The 19301-nt window shown below is 68.4% G+C and carries 15 protein-coding genes; 7 read left to right on the top strand and 8 right to left on the bottom strand.

The genetic code is table 11. The annotated features are described in order from the left end of the window. Positions 1-92: 92 nt before the first annotated feature. Both ACEPA4_RS00375 and ACEPA4_RS00370 read right to left on the bottom strand, forming a co-directional pair. Positions 93-767, bottom strand: a complete 675-nt coding sequence (locus ACEPA4_RS00375; protein ID WP_065178684.1) for a hypothetical protein — start codon at positions 765-767, stop codon at positions 93-95. 40 nt (positions 768-807) lie between these two features. Then, positions 808-1326 carry a hypothetical protein gene (locus ACEPA4_RS00370; protein ID WP_065178683.1) on the bottom strand — a complete coding sequence of 173 codons (519 nt, stop codon included), beginning with the start codon at positions 1324-1326 and terminating at the stop codon, positions 808-810. A 215-nt stretch (positions 1327-1541) separates the two neighbouring features. Here ACEPA4_RS00370 and ACEPA4_RS00365 point away from each other — a divergent pair, with 215 nt between their 5' ends. The 3 genes from ACEPA4_RS00365 to ACEPA4_RS00355 all read left to right on the top strand — a co-directional run bounded on the left by ACEPA4_RS00365 (position 1542) and on the right by ACEPA4_RS00355 (position 5449). Beyond that, positions 1542-4031 (top strand): DEAD/DEAH box helicase, encoded by a 2490-nt coding sequence (locus tag ACEPA4_RS00365; protein WP_139726570.1) that lies wholly within the window; start codon positions 1542-1544, stop codon positions 4029-4031. Beyond that, positions 4028-5056, top strand: coding sequence for a ribonuclease H-like domain-containing protein (locus ACEPA4_RS00360; protein WP_164230192.1), 1029 nt, complete (start codon positions 4028-4030; stop codon positions 5054-5056). The genes ACEPA4_RS00365 and ACEPA4_RS00360 overlap by 4 nt, the downstream gene beginning before the upstream one ends. Before the next feature lie 78 nt (positions 5057-5134). Further along, positions 5135-5449, top strand: a complete 315-nt coding sequence (locus ACEPA4_RS00355; RefSeq protein WP_065197273.1) for an I78 family peptidase inhibitor — start codon at positions 5135-5137, stop codon at positions 5447-5449. Between the two features lie 67 nt (positions 5450-5516). Here the strand turns inward: ACEPA4_RS00355 and ACEPA4_RS00350 are convergent, their stop codons facing one another. Further along, positions 5517-7508 (bottom strand): M56 family metallopeptidase, encoded by a 1992-nt coding sequence (locus tag ACEPA4_RS00350; protein WP_262090513.1) that lies wholly within the window; start codon positions 7506-7508, stop codon positions 5517-5519. A gap of 3 nt (positions 7509-7511) precedes the next feature. Next, positions 7512-7898 (bottom strand): BlaI/MecI/CopY family transcriptional regulator, encoded by a 387-nt coding sequence (locus ACEPA4_RS00345; RefSeq protein ID WP_005421039.1) that lies wholly within the window; start codon positions 7896-7898, stop codon positions 7512-7514. A gap of 188 nt (positions 7899-8086) precedes the next feature. On the opposite strand from ACEPA4_RS00345, the gene ACEPA4_RS00340 reads away from it, so the two are divergent. Further along, positions 8087-9184: a serine hydrolase gene (locus ACEPA4_RS00340; RefSeq protein WP_005421041.1), complete on the top strand. Its 1098-nt coding sequence runs from the start codon at positions 8087-8089 to the stop codon at positions 9182-9184. On the opposite strand, the gene ACEPA4_RS00335 is transcribed toward ACEPA4_RS00340, so the two are convergent. The 3 genes from ACEPA4_RS00335 to ACEPA4_RS00325 all read right to left on the bottom strand — a co-directional run bounded on the left by ACEPA4_RS00335 (position 9143) and on the right by ACEPA4_RS00325 (position 12598). Further along, a complete protein-coding gene (locus ACEPA4_RS00335; RefSeq protein ID WP_139726568.1) occupies positions 9143-9955 on the bottom strand; it encodes a hypothetical protein in 813 nt (270 codons plus the stop codon). The two genes, ACEPA4_RS00340 and ACEPA4_RS00335, sit on opposite strands and share 42 nt — an antisense overlap. Before the next feature lie 3 nt (positions 9956-9958). Continuing rightward, positions 9959-11374 carry an XVIPCD domain-containing protein gene (locus tag ACEPA4_RS00330; RefSeq protein WP_139726567.1) on the bottom strand — a complete coding sequence of 472 codons (1416 nt, stop codon included), beginning with the start codon at positions 11372-11374 and terminating at the stop codon, positions 9959-9961. A 117-nt stretch (positions 11375-11491) separates the two neighbouring features. Next, entirely contained in the window at positions 11492-12598 is a 1107-nt protein-coding gene (locus tag ACEPA4_RS00325; RefSeq protein WP_139726566.1) for an SDR family oxidoreductase, read from the bottom strand. A gap of 196 nt (positions 12599-12794) precedes the next feature. Here ACEPA4_RS00325 and ACEPA4_RS00320 point away from each other — a divergent pair, with 196 nt between their 5' ends. Beyond that, a complete protein-coding gene (locus ACEPA4_RS00320; protein WP_139726565.1) occupies positions 12795-13103 on the top strand; it encodes a hypothetical protein in 309 nt (102 codons plus the stop codon). Here ACEPA4_RS00320 and ACEPA4_RS00315 read toward each other — a convergent pair. Further along, complete coding sequence (locus ACEPA4_RS00315; protein WP_164093485.1) at positions 13091-14149, bottom strand: DNA topoisomerase IB; 1059 nt, start codon at positions 14147-14149, stop codon at positions 13091-13093. The two genes, ACEPA4_RS00320 and ACEPA4_RS00315, sit on opposite strands and share 13 nt — an antisense overlap. 111 nt (positions 14150-14260) lie before the next feature. Here ACEPA4_RS00315 and ACEPA4_RS00310 point away from each other — a divergent pair, with 111 nt between their 5' ends. Further along, complete coding sequence (locus ACEPA4_RS00310) at positions 14261-14650, top strand: I78 family peptidase inhibitor (protein WP_032954733.1); 390 nt, start codon at positions 14261-14263, stop codon at positions 14648-14650. A 173-nt stretch (positions 14651-14823) separates the two neighbouring features. Then, the gene (gene gltB, locus ACEPA4_RS00305; RefSeq protein WP_235646186.1) at positions 14824-19278 is read left to right on the top strand and encodes a glutamate synthase large subunit; all 4455 of its coding nucleotides are present in this window, start codon (positions 14824-14826) and stop codon (positions 19276-19278) included. The last annotated feature ends 23 nt before the right edge of the window (positions 19279-19301 follow it).

Below are 19301 nucleotides of genomic sequence, written 5' to 3'. Positions count from 1 at the left end.
TTCGCCAGCGAAAGGGTTCTGACCCCACCGATCGGATCGCGAACGGCATCCACGCATGGCGTGGATCTACCAGCCCCACCCTCATGCGTCCTTCAACGCGTTCCCGCGCGCCGATACACGCCATTGAAGCGCACGTTCATGCCACCGCATTCGCTGTTGTCGGCCACGATCAGCACCTCACCCAGCGAGTGCACACGCACCCGGCACGTATCCTCGGCGAACTCGACATCGGCACCCTGCGGTGTGGCACGCGCTTCCACCTGGCCCAGGTTCGGCCCATACGGGCGCTGTTCCGGCGTGGGGTTGGCGGAGGGCCAGTAGGCGTCGCCATCCACGTGCAGTTGCCCCCCCTGCACGGTGATGCGCAGGCCGTTGTCGCCATCTTTCCAGTGGCCCGTCCAGTCCTGCAGCGTGGGCACGGCCACCGGCAACGGCTGCAGCTTGCTGCGGTCGACCCAGCCGGCGCTGCCGCCCACCTTGTTGGGGAAGAACGCGCAGCGGTAGCGGCCCAGGTCGCGACCGGTCACCACCGTATCGCCGCTGACCACATAGCTGCGCTGGCGGCAGGCCGGTTCGCCCTTGGCGGGGCAGCCCTCCATGTCGCCGAGCAGGTACAGGCGCGGTGCATCGACCACCCGCGCCAGCGCGAACCGGCTCTGTTGGGAGGGGAACGCGCCATTGCGGCAGGCGCCGCCATCGGCGATATCGGACGCGAACGCGGAGGCCGGCAGCAACGCGGCCAGCAGGCAGAATGAACGCAGGGACATGACAGCATTACCGGTGGGGGAGCCCGCAGGATATACCGGCCTACTTCACTGGCGCTGTGTCGCCGGCATCCTGCTCCTGTGAGAACCGCAGCGCACGCTGCTGCTGTTCGGCACTGAGCTCTGGCGGTGGCCGCGCCACGGCCGCCTGGATCTGGTCGGGACCCCCGGTGAGTTTGTTGATGCCTTTGGCTGCCGCCAGCACACCCTTGACCACGCCCATCATGATGTAGCCACCGCCCATGCTGACCTGCTCCGGCGATGGCGGTTCGCTCCAGTCGCGGCTGAAACGGTTATCGCCGAACTTCACCGGGTTCTTGAAGCGGTACAGGTCCAGCGGCTCGTCATCGGGCTTGAGCGCACGCACTTCGCCGAGGGTGGTGACGTTGTCCTGCGGCAAGGTGGTGGAGATCGGTGCGGTGGGGGCAGACGGCGCATCTGCGGGGGGAACGGGTGCAGGATCGGGCACCGCCACCGGCGCGGCCTGCTGCGCCTGTGCGATGCCGGCCAGCAGCATGCCGGCCAGGAGTGCTCCCTGCGTTCCACGTCGTGCCACAGCCATCCACCCTGTTGGTTGTGTCCAGCGCCCAAGCATACGGATGCCGGCTTCAGATTTCGTTGCTGCACTGGCCGCTGTTCAGCCAAGGGAGATGCGGCCACACCACGGGACGCGAGCACTGAACGGTTCACGTCTCCGTGTGTGGTGTCTCACATCCTGAGACACGGATGTGGTGCCATGTGACCCCTCGCAATCCGTCCCGGCTCCCTCCCTCTTCCATGGCCTACGAACTCGCCAAGCGCACCGCCGATGCCGAGCAGAAGCTCGCCACCCGCGATGGCCTGCCCGCCCGCGATGGCGCGCTGCTCAGCGCGCGCCTGCAGCGCCGCTACCAGGACCGCATCACCGGCAGCTTCGCCATTCCCGGCCGTGAAGGCCGCTACGCGCCCGTTCCCGACTCGGTACCCCCGGCGCTGGCCGCTGCACTGAAGGCACGCGGCATCGAGCAGCTCTACAGCCACCAGGCCGAAGCCTGGGAGGCCAGCCAGCGCGGCGAGCACGTGGCCATCGTCACCCCCACCGCCAGCGGCAAGTCGCTGTGCTACACCCTGCCGGTGGTCAGCGCGGCCATGCAGGACAAGGCCAAGGCGCTGTACCTGTTCCCGACCAAGGCACTGGCCCAGGACCAGGTGGCCGAGCTGCTGGAACTCAATCGTGCCGGCGATCTCGGCGTCAAGGCCTTCACCTTCGACGGCGACACCCCCGGCGATGCGCGCCAGGCGATCCGCCTGCATGGCGACATCGTGGTGTCCAACCCGGACATGCTGCACCAGGCCATCCTGCCGCATCACACCAAGTGGGCACAGTTCTTCGAGAACCTGCGCTACATCGTCATCGACGAGGTGCACACCTATCGCGGCGTGTTCGGCAGCCACGTCACCAACGTGCTGCGCCGGCTCAAGCGCATCTGCGCGTTCTATGGCGTGCAACCGCAGTTCATCCTGTGCTCGGCCACCATCGGCAACCCGCAGGCGCATGCCGAGGCGTTGATCGAGGCACCGGTCACCGCCGTCACCGAATCCGGCGCGCCCACCGGGCCGAAGCAGGTGCTGCTGTGGAACCCGCCGGTGATCAACCCCGACCTGGGCCTGCGTGCCTCGGCGCGCTCGCAGAGCAACCGCATCGCGCGCATCGCGATCAAGTCCGGGCTGAAGACCCTGGTGTTCGCGCAGACCCGCTTGATGGTCGAGGTGCTGACCAAGTACCTGAAGGACATCTTTGACCACGACCCGCGCAAGCCGCCCCGCATCCGCGCCTACCGCGGCGGTTATCTGCCGACCGAACGCCGCGAGACCGAGCGTGCGATGCGAGCCGGCAACATCGACGGCATCGTCAGCACCTCGGCGCTGGAACTGGGCGTGGACATCGGCAGCCTGGACGTGGTCATCCTCAATGGCTACCCCGGCAGCGTGGCCGCCACCTGGCAGCGTTTCGGCCGTGCCGGTCGCCGCCAGCAACCCGCACTCGGTGTGATGGTGGCCAGTTCGCAGCCGCTGGACCAGTACGTGGTGCGGCACCCGGACTTCTTCGCCGAAGCCTCGCCCGAACATGCGCGCATTGCGCCGGACCAGCCGCTGATCCTGTTCGACCACATTCGCTGCGCGGCCTTTGAACTGCCGTTCCGGGTCGGCGATGGCTTCGGCCCGATCGACCCGGAAGTGTTCCTGGAAGCGCTGGCCGAAACCGAAGTCATCCACCGCGAAGGCGAGCGCTGGGAATGGATCGCCGACAGTTATCCGGCCAACGCGGTCAGCCTGCGCGCGGTGGCCGATGGCAACTTCGTGGTGGTCGACCGCAGCGACGGCCGCCAGCAGATCATCGCCGAGGTCGATTACTCCGCCGCTGCGCTCACGCTGTATGAAGGCGCCATCCACATGGTGCAGTCCACGCCCTACCAGGTGGAGACGCTCGACTGGGAGGGCCGCAAGGCCTACGTCACCCGTACGCATGTGGATTACTACACCGACAGCATCGACTTCACCAAGCTCAAGGTGCTGGACCGCTTCGATGGTGGCGTGGCCGGGCGCGGTGATTCGCACCATGGCGAAGTGCACGTGGTGCGGCGCGTGGCCGGCTACAAGAAGATCCGCTACTACACCCACGAAAACATCGGCTACGGTCCGGTGAACCTGCCCGACCAGGAACTGCACACCACCGCAGTGTGGTGGCAGCTGCCGCAGGCACTGCTGCTGCGCGCCTTCGCCAGCAGGCAGGATGCGCTCGATGGCTTCCTCGGTGCGGCGTATGCGCTGCACATCGTCGCCACCGTGGCGGTGATGGCCGATGCGCGCGACCTGCAGAAGTCGGTCGGCAACGGCGATGGTTCCTGGTTTGCGATCGCCGACCAGAGCGGCCGTGGCCAGTTGCGCGGCAGCGAGGGTGATCCTGGCGTGGTCGAACTGCTGCAGGAATTCGTGCCCACTGTGTATCTGTATGACAACTTCCCCGGTGGCGTTGGCCTCAGCGAGCCGTTGTGGCAGCGTCAGGCGGAGCTGGTGCAGCGCGCGCGTGAACTGGTGCAACGCTGCGACTGCAAGGCCGGCTGCCCGGCCTGCGTCGGCCCGGTGCTGGCTGCACAGGAAGAGGATGAAACCTCGCCACGTGCGCTGGCATTGCGCGTGCTCGACCTGTTCGACGCCGAGGCCTGCCGGCACGTGCCCGACGTGGTGGCGTCCGCGCGCGACCCGATGGAGCTGCTGGCACCGTGAGCCTGAGCCTGGACAAGCTGCGCCTGCTGCGGAAGCAGGCCGGCGACCCTAAAGCGGCCACGCCGGCGGCGTCGGACGTTGCCCCTGCGCCACCGGCACCACCGGCCGCCAACGATGCGCAGCAACCACCGGCCGAGCGTTCGGTGTTCGCCTGGGTCGAGCAGGAGATCCGCCACAAGCCCACAGGTGCTGCGGCGGCCACATCGGCACACACACCGGCCCAACTGCGGCGGCCGGAAGTGGGCAGCCTGCATCGCCTGCTCGGCATGCGCTCGCGGAGCGGCGCCATGCCGGCACGTGCCAGCGCACAGGATCGCCAGCTGCCGGGCGAGGAAATCGCGCCGGGTCTGTTCCTGATCGAATCGCTGCAACCTCAGCCGATCCCAACTGCCCCGCTGTCGCTGGCCTTCGCCAAGCGCGAAGACCAGCACGTGGCTGCACGCGATCTGCTGTTCTTCGACACCGAGACCACCGGCCTGGCCGGCGGCACCGGCACCCGTGCCTTCATGATCGGCGCGGCCGATTGGCATGTGTGCCCGCAGCGTGGCGAGGGCCTGCGCATCCGCCAGTTGCTGATGGCCACCATGGCCGCCGAGGACGCGATGCTGGCCACCTTTGCCCGCTGGCTGCAACCGTCCACCGTGTTCTGCAGCTACAACGGCCGCAGCTACGATGCGCCGCTGCTGAAGGCGCGCTACCGGCTGGCCCGGCAGCCGGACCCGATCACCGCACTGGACCATGTCGACCTGCTCTACCCCACGCGCCGTCGCTATCGCGGCAGCTGGGAGAACTGCAAGCTGTCCACCATCGAACGCCAGCTGCTGCGCGTGGTGCGCGAGGACGACCTGCCCGGCTCGGAAGCACCCGGTGCATGGCTGCGCTTCCTGCGCGGCGGCGATGCGGTGAACCTGCGCCGGGTGGCCGACCACAATCACCAGGACGTGGTGACCCTGGCCATGCTGCTGCAGCGGCTGGTGCGCGAGGAACAGCGCGAGCGCGAGACACTGGCGCTGGTCGGGCAGTAATGACACCGGGCCGCGTTGACATGCCCTGACGGTGGCAGCGGTGACACTGCCACCACCATCCACGCCTGGAGCCCGACGATGCGCCTCAATCCGCTTGCCCTGCTTGCCATTCTGCCACTGGCCGCCTGCAGTCACGCCGGCGGCAGCACCGCCCCCGATCCCACGCCGGCGCCCGTGGCCGACGCCGCGCAGGAATGCAAGCCGGAGGCGCTCGAGGCCTTCACCGGCAAGACGGCTGACGAAGCCACCATCAAGAAGCTGGTGGCCGCCAGCGGCGCGCGCGGTGCACGGGTGGTCAAGCCGGGCATGGCGGTGACCATGGACTTCCGCCAGGACCGCGTGACGGTGCAGGTGGATGCGCAGAACCGGATTGAGCGCGCCAGCTGCGGTTGATCGCCCCAGGGTAGTGCCGGCCGCTGGCCGGCACCCCACATTGCCGGCCAGCGGCCGGTACTACCGATCAGAGTCGCTCGGCCTTGCCACTGGCCAGGGCGCGCGCGATCACCTGCTGCGCCTGCTGCGACGCCTGGGCATGCACGCGTGCCTGGCGCTCGCCCAACGCGGCCTGCTGGCTGCCCAGCGCAGCCTGGCGGCTGGCCAGTTCAGACTGCTGGCTGGCCAGGCGCTGCATCTCGCGGGTGTCGCTGGCGCGCGCGGTTTCGTTGTCCACGTCCTGCATCGCACGACGTGCCTGTGCGGCGGCCTCACGTGCCGCCTCGCGGGCAACGGCCACATCGTAGGTCGCGCCCCGCGCCGCCTTTGCCGCTTCCGCCGCCGCCTCGCGGTTGATGTCATGCGCGGCCATCGCAGTGCGCGCGGCCTCGGCGGCGATCAGTGCGATGCGGCGCGATTCCTCGCCCTGCAGGCGGCCCATTTCACCCATCTGCCTGCCGAGTTCACCCTGCTGGCGACCCAGCACGCTTTGCTGCCGGCCCAGTTCGCTCTGCTGGCGGCCCAGCTCTACGGCACCGCTGTAGGCACGCTGCAAGGTCTGGATCAGCATCGGGTCACGCACCACGTAGCGCTTGTCACCCTGGCGGAACCACAACGCCGGGCCCTTGCCGAGCTGCCTGCGGGCCACCGTCACGTCGTCCATGCCGCCGTTGGCGAAGGTCGAATCACCATCAACCAGAACGAAGGCCTCCCGGGGCGACCTGCCCAGGTCGAGGCGACCGTAGGTGGTGATGGAGGTGGCGGCCGACGTCGTGCCTTCATCGTCTTCGGCCATGCCCGTGGCATCGTCGACATCGGCCACATCGGCATCGTCGGGCCCGGTCGCGTCAGCGGGTTCGGCCGGCGTGGCCGGTGCTGCAGACGCGGCCGGGGCCGCCGGCACGCCCGCGGCGGATGGCGGTGCGGCCGGAGCCTTGGGAGCCTTCGGCGGTGCTGGCGCCACGACCTTGGGTGCCGCCGGTGGCGCGGGCGGTGCCGGCGGCACCGGCGCTGCGACCAGTCGCATCGGCGCCACGCCCACCACCACCACCACAGCAGTCAGCGCCATCGCCAGGATGCGGGGGCAGGCCCGGCGCGGCTGCAGCGAGAGCAGGCGACGCTTGAGGCTGGTGGCATCCGGTGCGGCACTGGCCACGCCCAGGTGCGGCTGCGGTGCCACCCCCAGCTGCAGCAACAGACGGCCATAGGCCTGGCGGCTGGCAGCGTGCTGGCCCACCACCGCTGCGTCCACCGCTTCTTCGCGCGCTTGTGCATATTCACGCACCGACAGGCGCAGCAGCGGATGGAAGAAGAACAGGTGCTGGGCCAGCGCAGGCAGCAGGCCCCACTGCAGGTCCCGCCGCTGCAGGTGCTGCAGTTCGTGGGTCAGGGCCAGGTCGAGCGCGTCGCCCTGCAGGGCGTTCTCGCCAGCCGGCAACAGCAGCACCGGGCGGAACGGACCGACCAGCTGCGGTGCGTCCACCTGCGTGCTCATCCACAACCGCGGCGCAGGCCGCACACCATGTGCATCGGAAGCCAACTGCAGGGCCTGCACCAACGCCTGGTCCTCGCAGGGATAGGCCGCTGCCAGCAGCGCGCGACAGCGACGCCACTCACCGAGGGTGCGCAGGGCCGTCAACAGCACGCCGGACATCCACAGGCCGGCCAGTGCGATGGCCCACCACGCCACTGCTGGCGTGTCTGCTGCAGGCATCGGCATCGTCGCCAGCAGCTGCGCCGAGGCTTCCGGGGCCAGCGGATAGACCACGTCGGCAGCCGCATCGGTTGCGGTCATCGCCACCGCCTGCGGTGCGGGCAGCCAGGCCAGCTGCAGCGGCTGGCTCCAGAACAGGCCAAGCACGGCCTGCAGCGATACCAGCCACCACAGGCGGCAGCGGGTCGCCGCCGACAGTGACGGCAGCGCGCGGCACACGCCATATACCAGGGCTACCAGCAGCACGGTCTGCAGGCTGGTCCAGCCCAGGCGTTCCAGCATCGGGATCAGCATCGTGGTGTCCATGGCTCAGCCCTCGTGGCGACGCGATTGGAGTTGGGCGACCAGCGCTTCCAGTTCGGCCAGTTCGTTGTCGCTGACCTTCTGCCGCTGCGACAGATAGGCCACGAACGGCGACACCGAGCCCTGCAGGGTGTTGTCGACAAACTGCGCCACCGCGCCCTGCAGCACGCTCTGCGGGCCGCGGGTGGCCTGGTAGCGGTAGATACCGTCCTGTTGCCGGCGCTGAAGATACCCCTTCGCCCGCAGGCGCTCCATCATCGTCAGCACAGTGGAGCGGGCCAGCCCGCGGGCCTCGCCGTAGCCACTGGCGACCTCGCCGACACTGGCCGGCGCATGTTCATCGATGTACTGCAGCAGGGCCAGTTCCTGGTCCCCGATGGTCTTGCCGCGCATGACACCACTCCCTTGACTACACGTGTCGCCACTGTCAGCTTGACGACAGCTGTAGTCAACCCCCCGGAAGTCACGGGCCGACGAACGGTAGGGCACCGAGCGCTTAAACCTTCGACGCGCTGTCTGCATCCGATTCGCAACGCCCGCTGGAATTCCGCATGTTCCGCCCAACGCTCCGAGTCGTGCTCATGCTCATCAGTGCCCTGCCCTTCGCCGCCGTCTCTGCCAGCCAGGACCAGGCCAACGACCAGACCCGCCGCCTGATCCGCCAGATCATGCTGGAGCAGCGCATCCCCGGGCTGCAGGTCGCGGTGGTCAAGGACGGGCAGATCGTGCTCTCCGAAGCCTACGGCCTGGCCAACGTCGAGAACGGCGTGCTTGCCTCGCGGGACACCCGCTTCCCGCTCAATTCGGCCACCAAGGCGTTTACCGGCGTGGCTGCCGCGCAGCTGGCTCAGCAAGGGCAGCTGGATCTGGACGCGCCGGCCTCGCGATATCTGGGTGATCTTCCGCCAGCGTGGAGAGACGTACGCGTACACCAGCTGCTGGCGCATACCTCCGGCCTTCCGGACATCCTTGATGCGAACGGGCTGCTGGGCGGAGGTTCCGAAGCACAGGCATGGGCGGCGGTGACAGCTCGACCGCTGGAAGCGGCGCCTGGGCAGCGCTTCGCCTACAACCAGACCAACTACGTATTGCTGGCACGGATCATCGCGCAGCAATCCGGCATGCCCTACGAACGTTTCCTCGCCACCGGCCAGTTCAGCAGCGCGCGGATGGCCCGCACCACCTTCGGCGACAGCTACGACCTGATTCCGGATGCTGCGACGATGTACAGCCTGGCCCCGCGTGCCACCGACGATGTAGATGCGCCGTCCCGCCTGTCGCATTGGTTCTACGACATACCGCCTTCGCTGTGGGCGGGTGGCGGCATCCTCACCACCGCCGACGACACCGCGCGCTGGCTGGTCGCGCTGACCGAAGGCCGCCTGCTGCCGGAGACGGCCCTGCGGCGGATGTGGAGCGTAGAGCGCCTGGCGGATGGCCGTGCCGGCCCGTGGGCGGGTGGCTGGCCGGTGTTGCACGCATCGCCCGACCTTCAGGTGGCCGGTATCGGCGGTGCGCGCTCGGCCTTCGTGGTCTATCCCGAGCGCGGCGTGGCGGTGGTGGTACTGACCAATCTTGTCGGTGCCAATCCACAGCAGTTCATTCCACGCATTGCCGATTTCTATGCGCGCGATGCCTCAACGCCCGGTCACGAACGGGTCGCCCTGGCACGGCAATAGCGGGCTGTCATCGCAGGGCCATAACCCGGCCGGCACGGTCCTGGACACTTCAAAGTGATCCTGGTTCCAGCGCAGGAAACCGCCGTGCATGGCATTGCCATGGTCGAAGCTGCGTGCATCGGCGGTCAGTGGCTGTTCGGGGTCGGCTTCGGCCACCCAACGCAGCACGGGCACTTTGTCCAGCACGCCGATGAAGGCGAACAGATCGCCCGCGCCCTTGTCCTCGTAGGCCGTCATGGTCGCCGCATCGGGCAACCCGGCCTGCGCCAGGATGGATGCGGTGACATCCTGCAGCGGTGCGGCTCCCTCTGCGATGTAGGCGCGCATGCCCGTGGTGGTTGCCGGGCAGTCCTGCAGCTGCACCAGATACCCGGTGGTACCGCCACTGCCGGAGAACGACCGCATCCAGTAGCGGAAACGCGGCCCGCTGCTGTCGGTAACCATGAAGTCCTGCTGGCCACCCTGCGCTGGAATGGAAAGCACCTGCACCTTGCTGGCGCCCTCCACCTTGCACTTCAACTGCGCCAGCACCTGCCTGGCCGGTTCCGGCAGTGCTTCGCAGCGGCCGCCGGGGTGGGCGCTGCCAGAGGCTTCCGGCAGTGCGGGCAATCCGCGATCAGCGGGCAGGGTCTGCAAAGGCAAGGCCTCCGGTTTCGCCGGTGAGCTGGCGGCAGGCGCTACCGGTGCGACGCGCTCTCCAGCGGGCGCGCAGGCGCTGCAGGCCAGCAGCAGCATCAATGAAACGGTCAGACTCAGGTGTGATCGGATCATCACTCAACGCCCTCCCATCGCCGGCGCTTCCTGCTGCTGTGCCGGCGCGGGCACAGGTGCAGCCTGTTCGCGCGATTGCTGCTGCAGCTGGCGCAGGCTGGATTCCACTGCGGTCTCGCGCACCTCGGCCGCATTGACCCCTGCGCGCAGCGCCGCAGGATAGCCCGGACTGCCCTGCACCAGGAACAGTGTTTCGCCCGCCGCACGTCCAGCACTGGGATTGCTGGCCACGATCTGGTCGACCCGGGTGATGCCCGCGGCCTTCGCTTCGCGCAGCATCACCAGACTGTAGTCGTCGGCATGCTCGGCGTAGCGTCCACCCAGGGCGTGCAGGCGGGTGCTGATCTGCTGCTGCAGGGCATGGTCGCGATGCTGCGGCTGACGGGGATCGTCGTTGGCCGCGAGCGGCACATCCTGCCCCAGCTCGCGCGCCTGGCCGGGTGCAACCGAGGTCAGCACGTACTGCCAGCGGTTCTGCCCAGGCGTGCCGCGCACCGTCGACACGAAGTCGTCGTACTCGCCGCCGCCGATGGTCTGGCAGCCGGCCGAATCGGTGTTGGACCGGCTGCCGCGATGGATCTTGAAGGTGTCGTTGAGGTCCTGCACGCCCTGGGTATCGCGCGCATCGAACCAGCCGTCGCCATTGCTGTCGCGCTCCACCCGTCCGGTGCCCGCCGTGATTGCATCCTGCGAAGGACGCAGCGCGAACTCATCGGGATGGCCATTGCGTGGATGAGTAGTCGCGCGCATCTCCGTAGTGCCTTCGCCCAGGCGTCCGAGGTCCTTGACCCGGTCGCCGTTGACATCCTCACCCTCGGTCTTGGTGCGTGGCGCCACATTGCCGAACCCCGGGCTGCGCGGCGTGGTCTTGGCATGACCGTCGTACTGGGCGGTCGGCTCGGTCGTGGCCTGGTTGAACTCGCGCACATGGCCTTGGCCCTGCGCATCCTTCCACAGCACTACGATGCGGTCGTCGTAAACGCCACGCCCACGTGCCTCGGTGGTGCGGTTCTCGTCGCGCAGCCCCAGCACCACGCGGTCCTGCGTCGCCATCGCGTCATTCGCCGCGGTGTTGCCGCGCTGGGCCACGATGCTGCCATAAACGTCGTAATGCTGGGCCTGGCTCAGGCCTGCGGTCTCAGCCGCGTCGGGCATCCGTGGTGGACGCTCCGCGTTGCTCAGACGGTCCAGCATCGGGTTCACCGTCGTCGCATCAGCTGCGGCAACACCTCCGCTGCGCCGCAATGTCTCAAGCTCGGTGGCGGCGCGCACCGACACGTAGCGATCCAGCGCTTCCTGCACCACGGCGCTCTGCCCGTCGTGCAGGGCGTTCAGGCGGGCGGCTGCAGCGCGCGCGTCGTTCTGTCGCAGCAGGGCGACGACTTCGTTGGCCGCCGCATCGATATCCATCTCGGGCATGGTCGTTCCTTGGACGTGATCAGTACGGAGTCAGCCTACCCCAGCCACCTGCTGGGGCTTTTTGACGCACCGCACACCTTCGCCGCCACGCCGCATTCAGGCAGATCACGCCATCACTCAGCCCCGTGGCCCGCCCATCACCGGCAGGATCACCCCACTGATGTAACTGGCACAGGCCGGAGAGGCCAGGAACACATACGCCGGTGACAGCTCTTCAGGCTGTGCAGGCCGGCCCATGTCGCTGTCCTTGCCAAACTCCGCCACGTCTTCGGCCTGCTTGTCGGCGGGGTTCAGCGGCGTCCATACCGGCCCCGGCGCCACGCAGTTCACGCGGATGCCGCGCGGCAGCAGCTGGCTGGCCAGCGCCTTGGTGAACGCATGGATCGCGCCCTTGGTGGCCGAGTAGTCGATCAGCGCCTTGCTGCCGAAGATCCCCGTTTCCGAGCCGGTGTTGATGATGCTGGCGCCTTCGCCCAGATGCGGCAGTACCGCACGCGCCATCTGGATGTAACCGCCGATGTTGGTCTGCAGGGTTTCCTGCAGGTGCGCATCCTCCAGATCTTCCAGGCGCTCGCAGTGCAGTTGGAACGCGGCGTTGTTGACCAGGATGTCGATGCCGCCGAACGCCTTGGCCACCTGCTTGACGGCCTTGTTGCAGAAACGCGGATCGCGCACATCGCCGGCGATCACCACGCAGCGGCCGCCTTCGCGTTCCACGTGCTGGCGGGTGATGTCCGCGTCTTCGGCCTCGTCCAGGTGCAGTACCGCCACATCCGCACCTTCGCGCGCGAACAACACTGCCACCGCACGGCCAATGCCTGAGTCGCCACCGGTGACGATCGCACGCATGCCCTGCAGCTTGCCGCTGCCCTTGTAGTCGGGCGCAAGGAAACGGGGCGCCAGCTCCAGTTCGTGCTCGTGCCCGGGCTTGGCCAGCTGCTGTGCCGGCATCGCCTCCGGCTGCCGGCGTGCGCCGGCCTGGGTGGCGGTCTTCTTCGTTGCCTTCTTGGCCGCGCGGGCGTCCTTGGCCTTCTCCTGGTCCTGCAGGCGCCGCTGCCGTGCAGCGACGCGTGCCGCCCGTGGATCACTGGCGGCTGCCTTGCGGGTTGCGGTCTTCACCACGCGCGGGCGATCAGGGTCGGCGACCGTCTTGGTCGGGGTGCTGCCTTTGCGCACTTTCGGCGATGCCTTACGGCGGGCGGGGGTCTTGCTGGTGGTGGCCATGCAGGTCTCCTCGGGAGGGAAAGGGGCTGCCGGCCAGCGGCCGGCACTACCGGGGGGCGGCCCATGCCGCTCCTGCAGTGTCTCCACCCACGCTGTTGGCGGCGGTGAGCGCGCCGTGTCCACGATGTGCACGGCATTCATTCCGCCACCACGTCTGACGTCGCACCCTGCACGCAATCACACCAGGAGTGCCTCCATGAAACATGCCATCGCCACCGCCGCCGCCTGCTTTGCCCTTGCCGCCTGCAGCAGCACACCGATGGCCCAGGTGCAGCCGATCGACGGTGTGATTTCCGGCCAGTGCCATAGCGACAGGGTGCGCGGCGCGGTGGGCCTGGCCGCCTCGGACGCCACTGTGGCCCGCGCACGCGTGGACAGCGACAGCCTGCACGTGCGGGTCCTGCGCCACGACGGCCCGAGGGTGCCGCCGGCCAGCGAAGGCGGCGACCGCCTGATCATCGAGAAGGGCCGGACCAACAACATCGTTGCGATCTACTGCGGCTGACGACTGCGACTGAGCCGCCGCGCCCGGCGCAGCACTTTCAGGGTGGCCTGCTCCCACTGCCGCGGGCCGCGCAGGCCGGCCAGCGAGGCCAGCTCACCGCGCTCCCAGCCGGCAAACACGCACGGGTCGATGTAGGCCTTGCGGCACACGGCCGGCGTGTTGCCCAGCCGTGCCGCCACTTGGCAGACCACTTCGCGCTGCGCCTTGGCCAGCGCGCGCTGGCTGGCCGGTTCCGGCAGTTCGGTGGCGGCCAATGCCTGTACCGCCGCCAGCGTGCCGCCCCAGGTGCGGAAGTCCTTGGCGGTGAAGTCTTCGCCCATCACCTCGCGCAGGTAGTCGTTCACCGCGCCGGAATCCACCGGCTGCAGCGCGCCTTCGTCGTCGCGGTACTGGAACAGCGCCTGCCCGGGCAGCTGCTGGATGCCGCGCACCAGCGTGCCCAGCCGCCGATCGCCCACCACCACCTCGTGCAACTGCCCGGATTTGCCCCGGAAGCGCATGCGCACGCGACCACCGCGCAGCAGGTCCAGGTGGCGGTTGCGCAGCGTTGTCAGCCCGTAGGATTTGTTTTCCTGTGCATAGCTTTTGTTGCCCACCCGCATCAGGGTGTCGGCCAGCAGGGCCACCACCACCGCAAGCACCTTGTCGCGCGGGAAGCCGGGCTGCTTCAGATCGCGCGACAGCCGCCGCCGCAGCGTGGGCAATGCCTCGCCAAAGGCGATGATGCGGTCGAACTTGCCGGCATCGCGCTCCTTCGCCCAATCGGCATGGTAGCGATACTGCTTGCGTCCACGCGCATCGCGGCCGGTGGCCTGCAGGTGGCCATTGGCGTGGGCGCAGATCCACACGGCGGTATACGCAGGTGGAATCGCCAGCGCACGGATGCGCTGCAGGGTGGCGGCATCGCGAACCGCGTGGCCATCGGCATCGCGGTAACTGAAGCCCTTGCCGGCGCGACGCCGGCTGATGCCTGGCTGGGTGTCATCGACATAGCGCAGGCCGGCCGCGCGCGCGGCCTGTCGTTCGGGGGTAGAGGAGGTTGGCATGACCGCAGTGTCGCCGTCGCGATGCCGCGAACCTGTCGATAACAGAAGACAAACACGTGAGGGTCGGTTCGCCGCTATGCTCGGGCTTTCACAATCCCTTCCGGAGTCATGATGTCGTTCCCGATTCGCGCCCGTTCGCTCTCCGCCCTGCTGCTGCCGGCCGTGCTGGCCCTGACCGCCTGCCAGGCTCCGGCGCTGGATGAACAGGATTCGGCCACTGCCCATGCCCAGCAGGCGGCCGAAGCCGCCAAGGCACCGGCCGACGAAACCGGCAAGGCCACCGAGGCACCGCCGGTCGGCACCTGCGATGCCAGCCAGGTGCAGAGCCTGGTCGGCCAGGCCTACGCCGACGCGCTGGGCAAGCAGGCGCAGGAAGATGCCGGTGCCCACCAGCTGCGCGTCATGAAGCCCAATGACGTCGCCACCATGGAGTTCCTCGGCGACCGCCTGAACATCGAAGTGGACGACAAGGGCCTGGTCAGCGGCGTGCGCTGCGGCTGAGCCCGACCGCGCGCCGGCACGGGATGCCGGCGCGTTCTGTTGCACCTGCAACCGTGTATTGCGGCGCTGCAGCAACCTGTGATCTAGTCGAGGCATCCGGTGGCCTCACGATGCGCTCCAGGGAATGAGCGGGGACGAGTGTCGCCGCCAACCCTATACGCATCGAGGTAGAGATGGCCCCCCGCAACCGCCAAGGGCTTTACGACCCGCGCTCCGAGCGCGATGCCTGTGGATTTGGCATGGTCGCCCAGCTCGACGATCAACCTTCGCGCCTGTTGGTTGATACCGCCATCGCCGCGCTTTCGCGCATGACCCACCGTGGCGGCGTCGCCGCTGATGGCCTGACCGGCGATGGCTGCGGCCTGCTGCTGCGCCGCCCCGATGCGTTCCTGAAACTGCTGGCCAGTGAAGCCGGCATCGCCGTCGCCGCACGCTTCGCTGCCGGCCTGGTGTTCCTGCCGCACGATGCCGAGGCTGCACACGCCTGCCGCACGCAGCTGCAGGCGCAGGTCGAAGCGGTCGGCTGCAAGGTCGCCGGCTGGCGCGAGGTACCCACCGACGACAGCGTCTGCGGCCAGCTGGCGCGCGACACCCTGCCACGCATCGAGCAGGTGTTCGTCGATGCCGGCGTCGGCCAGGATGATGCCGGCTTCGCGCTGGCGCTGTTCCTGGCCCGTCGCCGCAGCGAACAGCAGCTGCGCGACCATGCCGACTTCTACGTCACCACCCTCACCCCGGATGCGATCAGCTACAAGGGCATGGTGCTGCCGGACAAGCTCAGCCGCTTCTTCCCCGACCTGCAACGCCGCGAACTGGCCTCCAGCGCGATCGTGTTCCACCAGCGCTTCTCCACCAACACGCTGCCGCGCTGGCCGCTGGCGCACCCGTTCCGGATGCTCGCCCACAACGGCGAGATCAACACCATCGAAGGCAACCGTCGCTGGGCGCAGGCGCGCAGCAAGGTGTGGAAGACGCCACGCTTCGACATCGCCGAATTCGATCCGGTGATCTCCATGCACGGTTCGGATTCGCAGAGCCTGGACAACATGCTGGAGCTGATGGTTGCCGGTGGCATGGAGCTGATCCAGGCGCTGCGCATCCTGGTGCCGCCGGCCACCCAGTCGCTGGAGTTCAAGGACCCCGACCTGGCAGCCTTCTACGAATTCCACGGCCTCAACAGCGAGCCGTGGGACGGCCCGGCCGGCATCGTCGCCTGCGACAGCCGCTACGCGGTGTGCACGCTGGACCGCAACGGCCTGCGCCCGGCGCGCTGGATGCTCACCGCCGACCGCCACTTCCTGGTCGCCTCCGAAGCCGGCGTGTGGGAAGTGCCGACCGAGCGCGTGGTGCGCAAGGGCAAGCTCGGCCCCGGCGAAATGGTGGCCATCGACCTCAAGCGCGGCGACCTGCTCGATTCGGACGCGGTGGACCGCATCAACCGCGGTCGCGCGCCGTACAAGCAGTGGCTGCAGCAGGGCGTGACCTACCTGCAGACCGAACTGATCGACCCGTCGCTGGTGGAAGAGCCGTTCGACGAAGCCACCCTGCGCAGCTATCACAAGCTCTACCAGCTCAGCAGCGAGGAAGTGGAACAGGTGCTGCGGCCACTGGCCGAGACCGAGCAGGAAGCCACCGGCTCGATGGGCGACGACACACCGATGGCGGTGCTGAGCCAGCGCAGCCGTCCGCTGTACGACTATTTCCGCCAGGCCTTTGCGCAGGTCACCAACCCGCCGATCGATCCGCTGCGCGAAGACTGCGCGATGTCCCTGTCCACCCAGCTCGGCAAGGAGACCAACATCTTCCATGCCGGCCCGGAGACGGTGAACCACGTCATCCTCAACTCGCCGGTGCTGAGCCAGCGCAAGCTGCGCCAGCTGCTGAAGATGGACCAGTACGTGCAGGCCAACCGCCTGCTTGATCTGTCCTACAGCGAAGACGAGGGCCTGCGTGCCGGCATCGAGCGCATCTGTGCCGAGGCCGAGCAGGCCGCGCGCGAGGGCATGGTGATGCTGCTGCTGTCCGACCGCTACCCGGTGGCCGGTCGGCCGATGGTGCATGCCCTGCTCGCCACCAGCGCCATCCACCACCACCTCTCGCGGCTGGGGCTGCGCTGCGACGTCAATCTGATCGTCGAAACCGGCACCGCGCGCGACCCGCACCACATGGCCTGCCTGCTCGGCTTCGGTGCCACCGCGGTATATCCGTACCTGGCCTACCAGACCCTGTTCGACCTGGGCCGACGCGGCATCCTCAAGCTCAGCAAGGGCGGCGAGCAGTCGCAGATCGGCCGCCGCTACCGCAAGGGCATCTACAAGGGCCTGTCGAAGATCATCTCGAAGATGGGCATCTGTACGGTGGCCAGCTATCGCGGCGCGCAGCTGTTCGAGATCATCGGCCTGGAACGCGAGGTTGTGGACATGTGCTTCCCGGACACCGCCTCGCGCATCGGCGGCGCCGGTTTCGCGCGCCTGGATGCCGACGCGCGCGAGCTGTGCTCGCAGGCGTGGGACGCGCAGCAGGACGTGGATGTCGGCGGCCTGCTGAAGTACGTGCACGGCGGCGAGTACCACATGTACAACCCGGACGTGGTCACCACCCTGCAGCGCGCGGCGCGCAGCGGCGATCCGCGTGCCTGGCAGCAGTACTGCGATGCGGTGCATGCGCGTCCGCCGTCGGCGCTGCGCGACCTGCTGGATCTGGTGCCGGCCGCCACGCCCGCGCCGCTCGATGAAGTGGCTCCGGCCAGCGAACTGTTCCCGCGCTTCGATACCGCAGCGATCAGCCTGGGTGCGCTGTCGCCGGAAGCGCACGAGGCGCTGGCGATTGCGATGAACCGCCTAGGTGGCCGCAGCAATTCCGGCGAAGGCGGAGAAGATCCCGCACGCTATGGCACCGCCAAGCGCAGCAAGATCAAGCAGGTGGCCTCGGGCCGCTTCGGCGTCACCGCCGAATACCTGGTCAATGCCGAAGTGCTGCAGATCAAGGTCGCGCAGGGCGCCAAGCCCGGCGAGGGCGGCCAGCTGCCGGGGCACAAGGTCAACGAGCTGATCGCACGCCTGCGCTATGCGCGCCCGGGCATCGGCCTGATTTCGCCGCCGCCGCACCACGACATCTATTCGATCGAGGACCTCGCGCAGCTGATCTACGACCTCAAGCAGGTCAACCCGACCGCGCTGGTGTCGGTGAAGCTGGTCAGCCATGCCGGCGTCGGCACGATTGCCGCAGGCGTGGTCAAGGCCGGTGCGGACCTGATCACCATCTCCGGCCATGACGGCGGCACCGGTGCCTCGCCGGTCAGCTCGATCCGCTACGCAGGTGTGCCGTGGGAACTGGGCGTGGCCGAAGCGCACCAGGCGCTGCTGGCCAACGACCTGCGCGGGCGCACCCTGCTGCAGACCGATGGCGGCCTGAAGACCGGCTTGGACGTGGTCAAGGCCGCATTGCTGGGTGCGGACAGCTTCGGTTTCGGCACCGCGCCGATGATCGTGCTGGGCTGCAAATACCTGCGCATCTGCCACCTCAACAACTGCGCCACCGGCGTGGCCACCCAGGACGAGCGCCTGCGCGAGAACCACTTCACCGGCCAGCCCGAGCGCGTGGAGAACTTCTTCCGCCTGCTGGCCGAGGAAGTGCGTGGCTGGCTGTCGTACCTGGGCGCGCGTTCGCTGGAAGAAATCGTGGGCCGTACCGACCTGCTGCGCCAGATCGACGCCGCGCCGCGCGACGGCGTGCGCGTGGACCTGTCGCGGCTGCTGGCCGACAGCCGCTACGAAGGCAGCCACTGCGCCGCGCAGCGCCTGTACGAATCGCCGGACAGCCTGGCCACGCAGATGGATGGCCTGCTGGCCCCGGCCATCGAGCACAAGCGCGGTGGCGAGCATCGCTTCCTGATCCACAACACGGACCGCAGCATCGGCACCCGCCTGGCCGGCGCGGTGGCGCGCGCGCACGGCAACCAGGGCATGGCCGAAGCACCGCTGGAACTGCGCTTCCGCGGCAGTGCCGGGCAGAGCTTCGGCGCCTTCAACGTCGGCGGCCTGCACCTGGAAGTGGAAGGCGAGGCCAACGACTACGTCGGCAAGGGCATGGCCGGCGGCCGGCTGGTGGTGCGTCCGCCGCGTGGCGCCCGCTTCGAGGCACGCAGCACCGCCATCATCGGCAATACCTGCCTGTATGGCGCTACCGGTGGCGAGCTGTTCGCCGCGGGCCGCGCCGGCGAGCGTTTCGCGGTGCGCAATTCGGGCGCGCTGGCAGTGGTGGAAGGTGCCGGTGACCACTGCTGCGAGTACATGACCGATGGCGTGGTGCTGGTGCTGGGCAAGGTCGGGCTGAACTTCGGCGCCGGCTTCACCGGTGGCCTGGCTTACGTGCTGGACGTGGACCGCGATTTCGTCGACCGCTACAACCACGAGCTGATCGACATCCATCGCGTCTCCGCCGAAGGCTTCGAGAACTACCGCCAGCACCTGCACCGCCTGATCGGCCGCCACCGCGAGCTGACCGGCAGCATCTGGGCACAGCAGATCCTGGACGAGTTCCGCGACTACATCGGCAAGTTCTGGCTGGTCAAACCCAAGGCCGCCAGCATCGAGTCGCTGACCGAAACCCTGCGACGCGCCGCATAACGGTAGTGCCGGCCGCTGGCCGG

The organism is Stenotrophomonas sp. P2112 (assembly GCF_041897515.1).
GTDB lineage: Bacteria > Pseudomonadota > Gammaproteobacteria > Xanthomonadales > Xanthomonadaceae > Stenotrophomonas > Stenotrophomonas sepilia.
The sequence above is the reverse complement of the archived record's forward strand: the minus strand, read 5'-3'. Positions and strand labels throughout refer to the sequence as shown.

Bases quoted from the DNA above. Each gene is read 5' to 3' on its own strand.
- ACEPA4_RS00340 (WP_005421041.1), top strand. From the start codon at position 8,087: ATGCTCATCAGTGCCCTGCCCTTCGCCGCCGTCTCTGCCAGCCAGGAC.
- ACEPA4_RS00320 (WP_139726565.1), top strand. From the start codon at position 12,795: ATGAAACATGCCATCGCCACCGCCGCCGCCTGCTTTGCCCTTGCCGCC.
- ACEPA4_RS00350 (WP_262090513.1), bottom strand. From the start codon at position 7,508: ATGGACACCACGATGCTGATCCCGATGCTGGAACGCCTGGGCTGGACC.
- ACEPA4_RS00355 (WP_065197273.1), top strand. From the start codon at position 5,135: ATGCGCCTCAATCCGCTTGCCCTGCTTGCCATTCTGCCACTGGCCGCC.
- ACEPA4_RS00375 (WP_065178684.1), bottom strand. From the start codon at position 767: ATGTCCCTGCGTTCATTCTGCCTGCTGGCCGCGTTGCTGCCGGCCTCC.
- ACEPA4_RS00330 (WP_139726567.1), bottom strand. From the start codon at position 11,374: ATGCCCGAGATGGATATCGATGCGGCGGCCAACGAAGTCGTCGCCCTG.
- ACEPA4_RS00310 (WP_032954733.1), top strand. From the start codon at position 14,261: ATGTCGTTCCCGATTCGCGCCCGTTCGCTCTCCGCCCTGCTGCTGCCG.
- ACEPA4_RS00345 (WP_005421039.1), bottom strand. From the start codon at position 7,898: ATGCGCGGCAAGACCATCGGGGACCAGGAACTGGCCCTGCTGCAGTAC.
- ACEPA4_RS00315 (WP_164093485.1), bottom strand. From the start codon at position 14,149: ATGCCAACCTCCTCTACCCCCGAACGACAGGCCGCGCGCGCGGCCGGC.
- ACEPA4_RS00365 (WP_139726570.1), top strand. From the start codon at position 1,542: ATGGCCTACGAACTCGCCAAGCGCACCGCCGATGCCGAGCAGAAGCTC.
- ACEPA4_RS00370 (WP_065178683.1), bottom strand. From the start codon at position 1,326: ATGGCTGTGGCACGACGTGGAACGCAGGGAGCACTCCTGGCCGGCATG.
- gltB (WP_235646186.1), top strand. From the start codon at position 14,824: ATGGCCCCCCGCAACCGCCAAGGGCTTTACGACCCGCGCTCCGAGCGC.
- ACEPA4_RS00325 (WP_139726566.1), bottom strand. From the start codon at position 12,598: ATGGCCACCACCAGCAAGACCCCCGCCCGCCGTAAGGCATCGCCGAAA.
- ACEPA4_RS00335 (WP_139726568.1), bottom strand. From the start codon at position 9,955: ATGATCCGATCACACCTGAGTCTGACCGTTTCATTGATGCTGCTGCTG.